This is a genomic window from Streptomyces sp. NPDC104202, from assembly GCF_055584185.1.
Window position 1 is genome coordinate 59,616 of record NZ_JBVJMN010000014.1, and the last position, 15,112, is coordinate 74,727.

Annotated in this window: 9 protein-coding genes, 1 tRNA gene and 1 other RNA gene; 5 read left to right on the top strand and 6 right to left on the bottom strand. The window is 73.5% G+C overall.

Annotated elements, in window-relative coordinates; translation table 11 throughout:
- Positions 1–29: 29 nt before the first annotated feature.
- The gene (locus ACZ60W_RS12495; protein ID WP_469755300.1) at positions 30–806 is read left to right on the top strand and encodes a VOC family protein; all 777 of its coding nucleotides are present in this window, start codon (positions 30–32) and stop codon (positions 804–806) included.
- 42 nt (positions 807–848) lie between these two features.
- Here the strand turns inward: ACZ60W_RS12495 and ACZ60W_RS12500 are convergent, their stop codons facing one another.
- From ACZ60W_RS12500 to ACZ60W_RS12525, 6 genes are all read right to left on the bottom strand, one after another.
- Positions 849–2,633: a protein kinase domain-containing protein gene (locus ACZ60W_RS12500; RefSeq protein ID WP_469755301.1), complete on the bottom strand. Its 1,785-nt coding sequence runs from the start codon at positions 2,631–2,633 to the stop codon at positions 849–851.
- 257 nt (positions 2,634–2,890) lie between these two features.
- Entirely contained in the window at positions 2,891–4,690 is a 1,800-nt protein-coding gene (locus ACZ60W_RS12505) for a phosphotransferase (RefSeq protein WP_469755302.1), read from the bottom strand.
- A gap of 378 nt (positions 4,691–5,068) precedes the next feature.
- Complete coding sequence (locus ACZ60W_RS12510; protein WP_469755303.1) at positions 5,069–5,491, bottom strand: PIN domain-containing protein; 423 nt, start codon at positions 5,489–5,491, stop codon at positions 5,069–5,071.
- Positions 5,488–5,703 (bottom strand): type II toxin-antitoxin system VapB family antitoxin, encoded by a 216-nt coding sequence (locus ACZ60W_RS12515; protein ID WP_116159834.1) that lies wholly within the window; start codon positions 5,701–5,703, stop codon positions 5,488–5,490. The genes ACZ60W_RS12510 and ACZ60W_RS12515 overlap by 4 nt, the downstream gene beginning before the upstream one ends.
- A gap of 122 nt (positions 5,704–5,825) precedes the next feature.
- Positions 5,826–8,258, bottom strand: coding sequence for a helicase C-terminal domain-containing protein (locus tag ACZ60W_RS12520; protein ID WP_469755304.1), 2,433 nt, complete (start codon positions 8,256–8,258; stop codon positions 5,826–5,828).
- Between the two features lie 278 nt (positions 8,259–8,536).
- Positions 8,537–8,621: transfer RNA gene (locus ACZ60W_RS12525), tRNA-Ser, on the bottom strand.
- Positions 8,622–8,762: 141 nt separating this feature from the next.
- On the opposite strand from ACZ60W_RS12525, the gene ffs reads away from it, so the two are divergent.
- From ffs to ACZ60W_RS12545, 4 genes are all read left to right on the top strand, one after another.
- Positions 8,763–8,861, top strand: an RNA gene (gene ffs / locus ACZ60W_RS12530) — signal recognition particle sRNA small type.
- A 243-nt stretch (positions 8,862–9,104) separates the two neighbouring features.
- On the top strand, positions 9,105–11,240 hold the full coding sequence (locus ACZ60W_RS12535; RefSeq protein ID WP_469755305.1) for a DNA polymerase III subunit gamma and tau: 2,136 nt from the start codon (positions 9,105–9,107) through the stop codon (positions 11,238–11,240).
- Between the two features lie 61 nt (positions 11,241–11,301).
- A complete protein-coding gene (gene purD / locus ACZ60W_RS12540) occupies positions 11,302–12,552 on the top strand; it encodes a phosphoribosylamine--glycine ligase (RefSeq protein ID WP_469755306.1) in 1,251 nt (416 codons plus the stop codon).
- Positions 12,553–12,812: 260 nt separating this feature from the next.
- On the top strand, positions 12,813–14,927 hold the full coding sequence (locus ACZ60W_RS12545; RefSeq protein WP_469755307.1) for a M48 family metalloprotease: 2,115 nt from the start codon (positions 12,813–12,815) through the stop codon (positions 14,925–14,927).
- Positions 14,928–15,112: the final 185 nt, after the last annotated feature.

The window sequence follows — 15,112 nt, forward strand, 5'->3', positions numbered from 1 at the left end:
CCGTCCGTCCTCACTCGCCGGGAGTCGCCATGCACGTCACCACCTCCACGCTGTCCCTGACCGTCGCCGACGTGGACGCCTCCCGCGACTTCTTCCGTACGCACCTCGGCTACGAGGTCGCCATGGCCGCCGACGGCTTCGTCTCCCTGCGCCGCGACGACGCCGCCGCCGACATCGTGCTGCTCCGCGGCGGCAGCGAGGTCCTTCCGCCCGAGCAGCGCGACCGCCGGGCCTCGGGCCTGATCCTCGCCCTGACCGTCTCCGGCATCGAGGCCGAGGAGCGCCGCCTCGTCGAGGCCGGTGCCCCGGTCACCATGCCGCTCCGCGAAGAGCCGTGGGGCGAGCGTCTGTTGCAGCTCACCGACCCCAACGGCGTCGTCGTCCAGCTCGTCGAATGGGCCACGTCGACCGCCGCGACCGAGGAGGAGCCCGCCCTGCACGTGATCACGCCCACCGACGAGAACGTCACCGTCTCGCCCAACGCCCGCATGACCGGACTGGCGGCCCCCAGCCGGGGGAGCGCGGAACTCAGCACGTGGACCGTCGTGATGGAGCCCGGTCAGACCGGTCCCGAGCACGCCGTCAGCCGGGAGCAGGTGTGGACGGTGACCTCCGGGGTCCTGGAGGTCACGTACGGGACGGAGACCGAGAAGGTCGTGGCGGGCCGGACGTTCGTGCTCCCGCCGGACGGCGTCCGCCGGATCCACGCCCCGGAAGCGGCCGAGGCGCACGTGGCCATGCGTGCCGACGGCGTCGCCTCCGTCCCCGGCACGGAGGGCACCCGCGTCCTGCCCTGGGCGCGGTAGGAGGGTGGTCCGGGCAGAGGGGCGGGTCCGGGCGTACGCCCCTCAGCCCTTCTTGCGCAGGACGATGTACCGGTCCTGCTGGAGAAGGTCCATGTAGTGGAGCGAGCCGTCCTGTTGCATCGTGACCAGGCGGTAGATCGACTCGTCGGTGGTGCACGGGTCGTCGGGCGAGGAGCGGGTCACCCGCGACGCGTACGAGGCACGGCTCGGATCGGCGTCGGTGAGCGTCCAGGCGGCCTCGCACCAGGTGCCGGTCGCCGGCGTCTCGGTGCGTACCTTGCTCTTCTCCTCGCTCGACGCCGACTGGGCGATGGTGAGGGTGACCGTGGTCATCTCCCCGTCGACCCCCCGCCCCTTGCCGACCCACGTCCCCAGGTACTTCGCCGGGACGATGTCCGGCCCCGGGGTGTCGGTGGAGTCGGGTTCGGGGCTGTCCTCGCTCGGGTCCGGGCTGCCCGACAGCGGATCGTCGGGGGTCGAGGTCCCGGTCGGCGAGTCCGTCGGGGACTCCGTGGACAGGTCTGTGGGCGAGTCCGTGGAGGAGCCGTCGGACGGCGTGTTCTGCCCGGGGTCGGACGAGGTGTTCCGCCGGGCGTTGTCCCGCAGGTGGTCGATCAGCAGGTACCCGCCGCCCAGCAGCAGTACGCCGACCAGCGCGGCCGCCGGTACGCCGTACCTCCGCCGCCCGCCCGGACCCCGCTGGTACGGCGGGTGCCCAGGCACCGACGGCGGCTGTACCGGCGGGGCGGGAGTCACCGGAGCCGTCACGCCCGGCGGCCCGAACCCCGTCGCGACGGGCGGCCCGAAACCGGCGGGGCCCGGACCGGGCGAAGCCCCGGCCCGACTCTCGCCGCCTCCCTCTCCCTCTCCGGCTGCCTGATCGGGTGCCTGATCGACGGCGTCCCGCTCCCCGGACTCGTCCGTCGCCTCCAGATCCAGGAGCTGGACGGCGCTGCGGCCGACCGCCGCCGCGAGGGCGACGGGCAGCCAGTCGCCGCGTCCCAGCCGGGCGGCGGCGGAGCCGTCGTCGTCCAGGAGTTTCCGCAGGCGTTCGGGGGTGGGGCGGGCGGACGGGTCCTTGGCGAGGCACGCGTGGACGAGGGAGTGCAGGGGGGCGGGGAGTTCGGTGAGGTCGGGCTCCTCGTGCAGGACGCGGTAGAGGAGGACGGGGGCGCTCACCCCGGAGCCGAAGGGCATGGCGCCGGTGGCCGCGTACGAGAGGAGCGCGCCGAGTGAGAAGACGTCGCTGGCGGGTCCGGCGGGAAGGCCGTTCGCCTGCTCCGGCGACATGAAGCCCGGTGAGCCGAAGACCGCGCCGGACCGGGTGAGGACGGTGGTGGCGTCGAGGGCGCGGGCGATGCCGAAGTCGATCAGACGGGGTCCGTCGAGGGTCAGCAGGACGTTCGACGGTTTGACGTCACGGTGGACGAGGCCGAGGCCGTGCACATGGGAGAGCGCCTCGGCGAGGCCCACGCCGAGGGTGCGGACGGCCGGCTCGGGCAGGGGGCCGTGGTCCTGCACGGCGGTGGTGAGCGCGGGCCCGGCGACGTAGCCGGTGGCCACCCAGGGCCGGTCGCCCTCGGTGTCCGCGTCGAGGACGGGCGCCGTCCAGGCGCCGCCGACCCGGCGGGCGGCCGCCACCTCCTGGCGGAACCGGGCCCGGAACTCCGGGTCGGCCGTCAGGTCGCGGCGGACCACCTTGACGGCGACCGTCCGCCCGCCCGCGGTCCGGCCGAGGTAGACCTGGCCCATCCCGCCCGCCCCGAGCTGCCGCAGCAGCCGGTACTCGCCCACCTGCCGCGGATCGTCCGCTGCCAGCGGCTGCATCCCCACGCTCCCCCCGAGCCCGGCGCGCGTGCCCCCGTCCGCGCGTCCGGAGCAGACGCTATCGGCCCGCGACCGCCCGCGGGACGTGATCGCCGGGAACGAGGAGGGAGCGGAGTCGGGCCGACGAGGACGCGGAGAAGGACGGGCGATCTCGGCAGGCCCCGCCGCGTGGGGCGGGCTCACCGCGACGGGGCGGGCCCCGCCGCGAAGGGCAGGGCCCGCCGACGAGGTGCTTCCGCTCTCCTCCTCCGGCGTCCCTAGGCCGCGCCCTCGGCGTGTTCCACCAGGACGTCGGCGACGTCCGCCGCGAGCAGGAAGGGCAGGTGGCGGTTGACCTGGTCCTCGTGGTCGCGGTAGCGGGCGAACGGCAGGAGGGAGGCCAGCAGGGCCCACTGGTACTCGGCTTCGCCGAACGGCCAGTTCTTCTGCTCGCAGCCCTTGAGGATGGCGCGGAGCTTGGCGATGCACAGGAGCACGCGCCGGACGTCCGGGTCCGCGTCCTCGGGGATGGCCGGCTCCCACATGGTCGCACCGCGCAGGGAGCCGACGAACCAGGAGCGGACCTGGCTGAGTTGGTCGGGGCTCCAGGAGAACGTACGGGACCACAGGGCGGATTCGAGGCGGGCGAAGTCCTTGCAGATGTGGCCCTGGTGGGTGGTCTCGAAGTCGATGACGTAGAGGTCGGGGCGCCGGCCGTCCGGTCCGCTGGCCAGGACGTTCTCGCCGCGGAGGTCGCCGTGGCAGACGCAGGTCAGGTAGGAGGCGGTGGTGACGCCGTACTGGCGTTCGTACAAGAGCCGTTCGAAGAGGTCCTCGCTCCCGGGGTCCCGTCTGCCGATCTCCGCCATGTGGGCGACCAGCCACAGGGGGTTGGTGACGGACTTGTAGCCGGGGTCGGCGGCGAAGGGGCTGGAGCCGAGTGCGGAGTTGTCGAGGAGGTGCTCCAGCGGGCGGTGCTGCCAGGGGAGTCCGCCCTCGATGCCGAAGATCTCGGCGACCTCGGGGAGGCGGAAGTGCTCCAGCTCGGACTCGGCGTTCTTGCCGGGCGCGTAGCTGGTCAGTTCGAAGGCGACCGGGCGCAGGGCCGGGTACTCGCCGCGGAGGTCGCCGATGGTCCGCTGGGCCTGGCTCAGCCAGGGGCCGAGGGCGTCCATGAAGACTTCCTGGATGACGGGCTGGAGCGCGTCGGGGTCCGCGGTGCGCACCCGGTCCCGGAGGGTCTTGGGTTCGTCGCGGTGGCGGAAGACGTAGGAGGTGAAGATGCCCTGGAGCAGGCGGTTGGAGACCTGGACGGACGCGTCCTGGTCTCCCATGGAGAGGAAGCCGGTGGCCGCGGCGGAGCCGAGCTGGTTGAAGCGCAGCTCCTTGGGGGCGGTCGGGTCGGGGCCGCCCACGAGGAGGTGGATGCCGATGGCGTGCCGCAGCCAGCTGTAGACGTAATGGACGCGGTTCAGCTCGGGGTCGCGCAGTTCGCCGAGGGCCAGCAGGACCGCCGTCTCGGTGACGTCCAGGAGCTGTTCGCGCTTGGCCTCGTGGTAGCGGTAGGAGATCTGGATGAGCTGGAGGTAGCCGAGGACGTCGGCGAGGGTCTGGTAGCCGCTGGAGTGCCAGTGGCCTTCCACGGCGTAGTTCCAGAGGGCGCTGGCCAGCCAGTGCCGGCGCAGCACCCCGAGGTCGACGACGGTGTCGCCCTTGGCGTACGACAGCATCTCCGAGCGGCAGGCGCTGCGCGCGTCCTTGGCCCGCTGGTGCAGTGCCTGGGCGTCGTCGCCGGGCACGGAGACGAGGGCGAGGAGGGCGGGGAGCTCCTGCAGGTCCTCGTCGAGCACGGGGAGGAGCGACTCGGAGGAGACGGGGGCGTGCGTGGCGAACAGTTCGGTGATGCGGGTCCCCAGCTCCGCGACCAGCCGCCGGACGGTGTCGTCGTCGGGGGTCCCGGACCGCCAGTCGGCGAGGAGCGCGTCCCCGTCGCGCCGACGACGAGGATGACGTGGGCTTCGCGCCGCCCGATGCTTGCGGTGGACTGGCCCGCACGCGCCACGTGCTGCCCTGCTCACCTAGAGGCGCAGGGCGAGAATGAGCCGGACGGCGATCTCCCAGACCACTGGTCTCCCCCTCCAGGTGGTGTGTGCACGCCAATCTACCGACGACGTGTGTCGCCCACCGGCCGAACCCCCGGACTGCGGCCGGGTCCCCTTCCGGAAACGCCAGAGGGCCGGACCGCTTTCACGGTCCGGCCCTCTGGGCTGGCGGAGGATACGAGATTCGAACTCGTGAGGGGTTGCCCCCAACACGCTTTCCACATGTTCGTACGGGGGTCCGGCGGGGGCCGTGGGCGCCCTGACCTTCGGCGGAGCGTTCGGGGTGACCCCGCCCGGACGGGCCCGGACGGGCCCGGACGGGGGCGAATGAGACCAGAACTGAGACCGTGACGGTCACTTGCCGCCGTCAGGCCCGTACCACTGGAGGGCTTGCCCGGTGACGGCGGCGATGCACTCGAAGTCGCGGTCGCGGTGCAGGAGTGTGAGGCCCTGGAGTTCGGCGGTGGCAGCCACGATCAGGTCGACCGCCCCCGCGCTGCGGTGCTGACCGCGTTTGGTCAGGGCTTCCTGGACCTGCCATGCCCGGATGTATGCCCGATCGTCTACAGGGACCCATCCGAAGATGAGACGCAGGTTCTCGATTCCTTGCGCGCGGTCGTCGGCGGAGCGGGCGCTGTAGAAGAACTCGAGTTCGGTGATCGGGCAGGTCGCGATGAGGCCGGCCGCCGCGGCCTGGTCCCATCCGTATTGCTCGGCGTCATCGCGCAAGAACCGGGCGAGGGCGCTGGTGTCGATGAGGAACTGGGCCGAGTTCACCGACGGTAGTTTCTCTTGTCTTCGAAGAGCTCGAGGTCGAAGGCGCCCTCGCCTGCCGCGGCACGCAGGCGAGTGAGCGCGAGTGCTCTGCGCCGGTTCTCCAGCACCTCGCGCAAGGCGGTGTTGACGGTCTCCTTCTTGGTGCCCGTGCCGAGGGCTTTGGCGACCTCGGCCAGCAGGTCGTCGTCGAGGTCGATCACTGTGCGACTCATCGGTGCACCTCGCTGTATATCAATGTGTGCACCTAGTATATCAATGTTGATGTACAGGGGTGGAAGCCCAGGGCGCGTACACAGTGACGCTCCCATCGGTCACCACCCACTCGCTCCGCGCCTCAGGTATGCCCTGTCGGCATGACGCTGTGGATGCGGGACAGAGTGAAGACTCGTTCGGCTTCACGCAGGTGGCACCAGGCTTCGAGGTAGGGCGGGTCGAGTTCGAGGCGGCTGAGGGTGCGGATGGTGTGGCTTCCTGAGGCAGCGACGTATTCGACCGTGATGGCGGCCCCGGTGTCGATGGCGTGACCGAGCTGGCGGACGTCGGTGTACGTCAGCTGCTTCGCATACCCGGCGACGATCTCCTCGGTGTCCGTCCCGAAGGGGCCACCGTCGCCGAAGGGATCGGGGTCCGGGAGGATTGGCGGGGCCGCCAACAGCCGGGCAGCCACAGCGCGTGAGTCGATGCCCCCCGACACCTCCGCCGCCTTGTGCGTCGCGAGCCGTCCGCCGGTCTTCGCGGACGGCTTCCGTGGGGTCGGAACAGCGGCGGCCCGCCGGGGCGGGACCCTCTCGATGCGTACGGTCCCGTCCGGGGCCTCGGCGACGGGGGCATAACCCTGGTCCCGGAGCGCGGCAAGGGTCTGGTCGGGTGTGCCGGCGCTGACGAGCACCGTCGGGGCGAGCTGCCGCAGCCCGAGTGAGGCGAGCCCCCGGTGGGCGGCGAGTTCGGCCAGGAGGGACGGCTCGTCGCCGTGGATGACACAGGCGGTGGGGGCGACGCGTATACGGCCGTGACGGCGTGCGGCATCGGCGATGAGGTAGGACAGGGGCTGTGGCAGGGGCCCCTCGGCGATGGCGGTCAGCTCGGCGGAGACCTCGTCTGGAGCGAGGCCGGCGTCCAAGGCCCGTCGGATGCTGCCGGCGCTGAACCGCCATACCGAGGCCATCCCGCTGGTCTCCCGGTCCGCGGTCGCGTCCAGGAGCTCGGTGAGGCTCGCCGCGGGCGTGCCGCTGACGACGGCCGTGAGGTCGCTGCCGAGCCGGGCTGTGCCGGTGGCCTTCGGCAGCAGTCGTCGGCACTCGGTGGCCAGTACCTCGGCGTTGCCGGCCAGCAGAGCCGCCCCGAGTGGGGAGAGAGCGCCCCGGGCGATGACACCCAGCAGCTCGGCCTCGCGGACCGCGGTGGCGAAGGGCGTCTCGTCCTGGAATGCCAGGTGGGCGAGCGGACGGTGCCAGGCCACGAGCGGGCCCAGATCCGTGGCGACTCGCACGCCCAGCCCCTCCGGGAGCCGTGCCGCAGCGGCGAGGAGTCCCCTGCGAGCCTGCAGGCAGCCATCGCAGGGAGGTGCTCCGGCCAGGGCGGGGAGCGCCTTGTTCTCCTCGTCGCGGGCCTGGGACGGGGTGAGCGCCAGGTTCCACCATGCCTGGAGCAGCACAGCGAACTGCGCCGCGGGTTCCTGCGCCGCCCACGCGTCGTACTTCTGGGCGGGCGCGACGCGATGGCCGTCTCTGGCCACGAGGCCGACCGAGTACGCGGCCTCCAGGACGATGCGCACCGCGACGTCATCGGCCTGTGCGGCCTTGCCGATCCGACCCAGTTCACGTGCGCCGATCCCACCGGATTTCAGCCGGGCAGGTGGAGCCGACGAGCAGACCGACAGGACCGAGGCGGCGTGGGCCGCGAAGCCCGTAGCCGCAGCCGCTGCCTCCCGTTCCACCTCCGCCGCGGCGACGGACGCCATCTCTGCGGCAGGCGGTACAGGATCGAACGGGGCATGCCAGTCGGGGCCGCGGAGTGCGAGTGCCACTTCGGCGGGCATGCGGGCCGGCCCGTATCCGTGACGGTTCCGAATCAGCAAGCCCCGGTCGAGGGCCCATCGCTCGCCGGGCCGGGAATCGGGCTCGGGAGCCCCGAACACGATGAACTCCGTGTGCCGCAGTGTGGACCTCGCTCGGTGTTCGAGCAGCTCGCGGGCAGAGGGGGGAGCCTTCGCGACCATGGAGGCGATGCGTTCCGGATCGCCATGGTGGTGCAGGACGGCGGCCGTGCGCTGCTGCCTGGTGCCGGGCGGCTTGATGCCCAGCGCGACGAGCATGCCGCGCAGCTCCTCGGAGGTCACGCCCTTCAGGAGCTCCTCCAGCGGAGCGTCAAGACCCAAGGGCGCTTCCCAGGCTTGTCGCAATGGCGCGGCCATGCGGAGCCTTCCGTTGCCATCGGGCCAGACCAGCGCGCGATCGGCCAGAGCCTCCAGCACGGCGTCGAGTTCCCGAACGGCGGTGGGCGTAGTCGCTCCCAGCGCCTTCGCCAAAGTGCCGCACGCCATGGGCGTCCCCAAGGCGGCCAGGGCCTCGGCCGCCTGGAGGCACGGCAGCGGGAGCTGCGGCAGGGCGAGCACCACCGAGCCCGGTCGCAGAAGGCGTTCGGCCAGTTCGTCCAGCGAGCGCGGCTCAGGGGGGACCGAGGCGTCCTTCCGCAGGGCGAGCGCACGCCCCAGCCGCGGGGCGTCGAGACCGGCAAGCCAGGCCGTCAGCGTGGACCGGGACGTCACAGGAACACCTCGCGAGGTCGAGATCGTACGAGTGGACCAGATGTGGCCCGTGCGCAGATCAAGGATGGTGCATCCCACGGCCGCTGCAGGTGGCGCACGTGAGGGTTCACCCCTGAAAGCGAGCTGTTTGACCGGGCAGGGGCGCGATGGTTCTGGCGCACCGACTGAGATATCCCGAATGTCGGATATAAACGAGACCGCAAATGAGACCAGGGCATGCCGAAGAGCCGGACCGCGATCAGCGGTCCGGCTCTTCGTTTCGCCTGTTCAGGCGGCTGCGGAGGATACGAGATTCGAACTCGTGAGGGGTTGCCCCCAACACGCTTTCCAAGCGTGCGCCCTAGGCCACTAGGCGAATCCTCCGCGGCAAACAATACAAGACGTTGAGGGGTGCTCGCGAACGTGATCGGTTCGAAGTTCCTCGGGGTGGGATCGGGGAGGGGTGCGGGCGGAGTCCGGCCGGGATCGGGGGGACGGAGGGGGCCGGGGATCGGGTACGCTGAGCGAAGCCCCTCACGCGGTGCTATCTGACTGAACTCCCCCAGGGCCGGAAGGCAGCAAGGGTAGGTCGGCTCTGGCAGGTGCGTGGGGGGCGCTTGCGTTCCGGGGCCGGGTCCCGGGCGGGGGCGAGTCTCCTGGGCCGCTTCCCGGGCGGAGGCGGGACCGCGGGCCGCTGTCCGGACGGGGACGGGGCTCCGAGAGCGCCGCCCGGTCGTGGGCAGGGCTTCGAGACGGCCGCCCGATCAAGGCGGGGCTGCGGGCCGCTGTCCGGTCAGGGGCGGGTGGCGGGCCCTCGCGGTGGCGGTTTTTCCCGGGTTGTCGGCGGGCGCCTATAACCTCGTACATGTGTCGTCTCTCGCGCTCTACCGCCGCTATCGCCCCGAGTCCTTCGCCGAGGTCATCGGGCAGGAGCATGTCACCGACCCGTTGATGCAGGCCCTGCGGAACAACCGGGTCAATCATGCGTACCTGTTCAGCGGTCCGCGCGGCTGCGGGAAGACGACCAGCGCGCGGATCCTGGCGCGCTGCCTGAACTGCGAGCAGGGGCCGACGCCGACGCCGTGCGGGGAGTGCCAGTCGTGCCGGGACCTGGCGCGGAACGGGCCGGGGTCGATCGACGTGATCGAGATCGACGCGGCGTCGCACGGTGGTGTGGACGACGCGCGTGACCTGCGGGAGAAGGCGTTCTTCGGGCCGGCGTCGAGCCGGTACAAGATCTACATCATCGACGAGGCCCACATGGTCACGTCGGCGGGCTTCAACGCGCTCCTGAAGGTGGTGGAGGAGCCGCCGGAGCACCTCAAGTTCATCTTCGCGACGACGGAGCCCGAGAAGGTCATCGGGACGATCCGGTCGCGGACCCACCACTACCCCTTCCGGCTGGTGCCGCCCGGCACCCTGCGGGAGTACCTGGGCGAGGTCTGCGGGCGCGAGGGCATCCCCGTCGCGGAGGGCGTGCTGCCCCTGGTCGTGCGGGCCGGTGCCGGGTCGGTGCGTGACTCGATGTCGGTGATGGACCAGCTGCTCGCCGGCGCCACCGACGACGGTGTGACGTACGCCATGGCCACGTCGCTGCTCGGGTACACGGACGGATCGCTGCTCGACTCGGTCGTCGACTCGTTCGCGTCCGGGGACGGGGCGGCCGCGTTCGAGGTCGTCGACCGGGTCATCGAGGGCGGCAACGACCCCCGGCGGTTCGTCGCGGACCTCCTGGAGCGGCTGCGCGACCTGGTGATCCTGGCCGCGGTGCCGGACGCCGCCGAGAAGGGGCTCATCGACGCCCCGGTCGACGTGATCGAGCGGATGCAGGCCCAGGCGTCCGTGTTCGGCGCGGCCGAACTCAGCCGGGCGGCCGACCTGGTGAACACCGGGCTGACCGAGATGCGGGGCGCGACCTCGCCGCGGCTCCAGCTGGAACTGATCTGCGCGCGCGTGCTGCTGCCCGCCGCCTTCGACGACGAGCGCTCGCTCCAGGCCCGGCTGGACCGGCTGGAGCGCGGCGCCGCCGCCGCGCCCGCCCCCGTCTTCACGCAGGGTCCGCCGGCGCCCGCCCTGGGCTACGTGCCCGGGCCGGAGGCCCACACGCCGATGGCTCCGCCGCCGCCCGCCCCGGCGCCCGTCCAGGCGGCGCCCGCCCCCGCGCCCGTCCAGGCGCCGCAGCCCGTCGCCGAGCCGTCCGCCCCCGCCGCCCCGCGGCCCGGTGCGTGGCCGGGTGCCGCGGCGCCCGGCAGCGGTGCGCCGGGCGCGTGGCCCGGCGCGTCCGCTCCGGCGGCGCCGGCTCCTGCGGGCGCCTGGCCCGGTGCCTCGGCTCCGCAGGCCCCTGCCGCTCCCGCTCCCGCCCCCGCGCAGCCGTCGGCCCCGGCCCCGGCGGGGGGCGGCGGAGGGGACACGGCGCAGGTGCGGAACATGTGGCCGCAGATCCTCGACGCGGTGAAGAACCGGCGCCGGTTCACCTGGATCCTGCTCAGCCAGAACGCGCAGGTGGCGGGCTTCGACGGCACCACGCTCCAGCTCGGCTTCCTCAACGCCGGAGCCCGCGACAACTTCGCGAGCAGCGGCAGCGAGGAGGTCCTCAAGCAGGCCCTCGCCGAGCAGTTCCACGTGAACTGGAAGATCGAGGCGATCATCGACCCCTCGGGCGGTGCCGCGCCCCCGCCCGCCGCGACCGGCTTCGGCGGCTCGGGCGGGACCGGCGGCTTCGGCGGAGGCCGGCCCGCGGCGCCGGCGCCGTCCTTCTCGCAGGCGCCCGCGCCCGCTCCCGTGCAGCCGCAGCAGTCGGCGCCCGGTCCGGCGTTCCCGCAGGCGGCCCCGGCGCAGGCCCCCGCGCCCGCGTACAGCCCGCCGGCGCCGCAGCCCGTGGCGCCCGAGGACGACGTGCCGGAGGAGGACGACCCCGACCTCGTGGACTCCGCGCTGTCCGGGCACGACCTGATCGTGCGCGAGCTGGGGGCGACCGTTGTGGAGGAATACACGAACGAGTAGGGCCGTCTCGCTCGGTGGCCCGCACAAGGGGCATCCCGGCCCGCGGGCTACCCTGGCTGGCGTGAAGGTCCTCGTCATCGGCGGCGGCGCCCGCGAACACGCCCTGTGCCGCTCTCTCTCCCTCGATCCCGACGTCACCGCTCTGTACTGCGCGCCCGGCAACGCCGGAATCGCGGAGGTCGCCGAGCTGCACCCGGTCGACCAGCTGGACGGTGACGCCGTCGCGCGCCTCGCCGCCGAGCTCGGCGCCGAACTGGTCGTGGTCGGCCCGGAGGCCCCGCTCGTCGCGGGTGTCGCCGACGCCGTCCGCGCGGCCGGCGTCCCCGTCTTCGGCCCCTCCAAGGAAGCGGCGCTGCTGGAAGGCTCCAAGGCCTTCGCCAAGGACGTGATGGCGGGCGCGGGCGTGCCCACCGCCCGCAGCTACGTCTGCACCACCCCCGAGGAGATCGACGAGGCGCTCGACGCCTTCGGCGCTCCGTACGTGGTGAAGGACGACGGTCTCGCCGCCGGCAAGGGCGTCGTCGTCACCGCGGACGTCGAGCAGGCGCGGGCGCACGCGCTCGCCTGCGACCGGGTCGTCATCGAGGAGTACCTCGACGGCCCCGAGGTGTCCCTCTTCGCGATCACCGACGGCACCACCGTCCTCCCGCTGCAGCCCGCGCAGGACTTCAAGCGCGCGCTCGACGGCGACGAGGGCCCGAACACCGGTGGCATGGGCGCCTACTCGCCGCTGCCCTGGGCCGACCCCAAGCTGGTCGAGGAGGTCCTCGGGTCCGTCCTCCAGCCGACGGTCGACGAGCTGCGCCGCCGCGGCACGCCGTTCTCCGGTCTGCTGTACGCCGGTCTGGCGATCACGAGCCGCGGGGTCCGGGTCATCGAGTTCAACGCGCGCTTCGGCGACCCGGAGACCCAGGTGGTCCTGGCCCGCCTGAAGACCCCGCTGGCCGGCGTCCTGCTGAACTCCGCCAACGGCACCCTGGCCGACCAGGCGCCGCTGAACTGGGCCGACGACGCCGCGGTCACCGTGGTCGTCGCCTCCCACAACTACCCGGACACCCCGCGGACCGGCGACCCGATCGAGGGCCTGGACGAGATCGCGGCTCAGGACGCCCCGCACGCGTACGTGCTGCACGCCGGCACGAAGCGGGACGGCGACAAGGTCGTCAGCGCGGGCGGCCGCGTCCTGTCGGTCACCGCGACCGGTTCGGACCTGACCCAGGCCCGCGAGCGGGCGTACGCGGCGGTCGGCCGTATCCGTCTTGACGGCTCGCAGCACCGGACGGACATCGCCCGGAAGGCCGCCGAGGGCTGATCCCGCCCCGTTCTTCCCGAGGCCGTGCGGTGGCGACGTCGTGAACCGCACGGCCTCTTGAACGCCATCACCTTTACCCAAAGCCATTCCATCGAGTGACGGCTCAGCCATACGGATGACGCCCGCCGACGCCCCAACTATGGTGCGGCGAAGGCGTTCCGGCACTTGGCCCACCGGCATTGCGATGTCGGTGGCGGGTGCCACAGTGGGGGAGTGAGCAACACCGCCACAGGCAGTCCCGTCGAGGGCAGGAGGGGGTGATGTACGGCGTGTCCGGTACCGGTGCCGCTGTCGGCGAGGAGTGGGGTGCGCGCGCCGCGCGCTCCCGGGCCCTCGCCGTCCTCCGTGTCCGCGGCAGGGCACTCGGCCTCGCGGTGCTTCCCGCCGCCGTCGCCGTCGTGCTGTACGCGGGCGGGGTCACCGGCCACTTCACCGGCGCGGCCTGGGACACGGCCCGCTGGGTCGTGACGGTCCTCGCCCTCGTCGTCCTCGTCGCCGCCACGGCCGTCGCCCTCGTCGTCGGCCGGGCCCGCCCGGCCGCCACGCCGACGGTGGAGCTCGCCGAGACCGCCGCCCCCGACCTCTACCGGCTCGTCCGGGAGCTGGCCGACCGGCTCGACGTCCCCGCGCCGGCCGGGATAGCCCTGACGCCGGACTGCGACAGCTGGCTGGAGGACCGCACGCACCGGGCCCACCGGGCCCGCCGGACGGTCTCCGGCGACGGCGCCCCGGTCCTGGTCATAGGCTCCCCGTTCCTGTGGTGGATGCGCGTCGCCGAGCTGCGCGCCGTCCTCGCCCCGGTCGTCGCGGGCACGGGACCGGCCGCCCATCCCGACATAGCCGCGGCCCGCCGCTTCGTCCGCGGCCTCGACGCGGCCGTCGCCGTCCCCGAGGAGCCCGGGCTCGACCCGCTGCGCCGGCTCGGCGCCCACGGTGTGGGGCGGATCGCCCGCCTGCTGCTGCGCGCCTGTCGCGGGCACGCCGCCGAGATGGAGCGCGGGGTCGCCGCCGCGGGTTCGGAGCGCGCCCAGGCCGTGGACTACGGCGTGCGGATCGTCGCCCAGGAGCAGGTCGGCCTCGCCTACGCGGGCTGGGACCGGCTCCTGACCCGGGTCGCGCTGCCCGCCTGGCGGATGGGCCGCTGGCCCGCCAAGCTCGACGCGGGCGTCGTCTCCGCCCTGACCGAGCTCTCCCGCCGCGACCGGCTGGCCGACGGGTTCTCCTCCCGGCTCGGCGAGCGCCCCGCCTGCGACCTCCTGGAGGAGCCGGGCGCGGTCGACGAGGCCACCTCGCTGCTCGCCGCCCGCCTCTTCCACGGCGGCCCGGCGGAGCACGGCCCCGACTGGTCCCCGGTGGAGTGGAGCCAGTATCCGGAGGAGGTCGTCGACCGGAAGTGGCGGACCGACGCGGCCCGTCTGCACCAGGTCCTCGACGGCCTCGGCGTCGCCGCCTCCGCCGCGGGGACCGCCGCCGACCCTGCCGGTCCCACCCTGACCCGCGTGATCGACCACCTGACGACGACGCGGCCGGCGACGGGCGACGCCGCTGCGGAGACGGTTCCGGACTCCACCCGGCCGGCCCCCGGCACCGCGCGGACCGGCGCCCTCGGGACCCCCACGGCGACCGGCACCGCCCGGACGGACACCCACGCCCGCCCCGACGCCGACCTGCACACGGACGACGTCGACCCCCGGCAGGCCGCCGGCCACACCGCCGTCGACCACGCAGCCGCCGGCCACACCGCCGTCGACCACGCAGCCGTGAATCCCGCCCTCCGCGCTCACGCCGAGACCGAAGCCGAAACCGAAGCCGGAGCCGATCCCGACCTCGGTCCCGACCTCGGTCCCGACCTCGGTCCCGACCTCGGTCCCGACCTCGATCCCGACCTCGATCCCGACCTCCACCCCGACCTCGATCACGCGCACCTGGACGACGACGAGCCCGTGAATCCCGCGGCCGAGGAGCTCGCCGGGGCGCTCAGCGCGCTGCTCGCGCGGGAGGAGGCCGCGCGGGAGGCGCGGGTCGCCGCGGCGGAGAGCGCCCGGGCGGCGGAGAAGGGCCCGAAGGCGGCGCCCGCGGCGGTCAGCGGTCCCGACGGGCCCCTGCCGCTCTTCCCGCTCCAGCCGCCGCGGACCGGCCGCGATCTGCTCGCCGACCACGTGACGGCGATGGTCTGCTGCGCGGCGGTGGACACGGCGGAGGCGGTGCCGGGGCTCGACTGGCTCGACGGGCCGGCCCTGCTCGTCGGCGGCGAGCGGGCGGCGGACCTCGGGCCGAGGGTCCTGGCCCTGGTGGAGGACGGCGATCCGGAGCCGCTGAGCCTGTGGCTGGCCCGGACCGGGGTGCGCCCGGAGAAGCCGGTGCGCCTGGTCTGAGCCTCCGGCACGGAGGCCCGGCGGAGGCGTACGCGAAGCCGCGCGGCGACCCGTGCGGAGGCGTACGCGAAGGCCGCGCGGCGACCCGTGCGGAGGCTCGCAGGAAGGCCCGCGCGGCGAGCCGTGCGGAGGCTCGCCTTCCACTCTCGCCAATTCACGACGAACGGTGACGGAGTGCGTGCGTT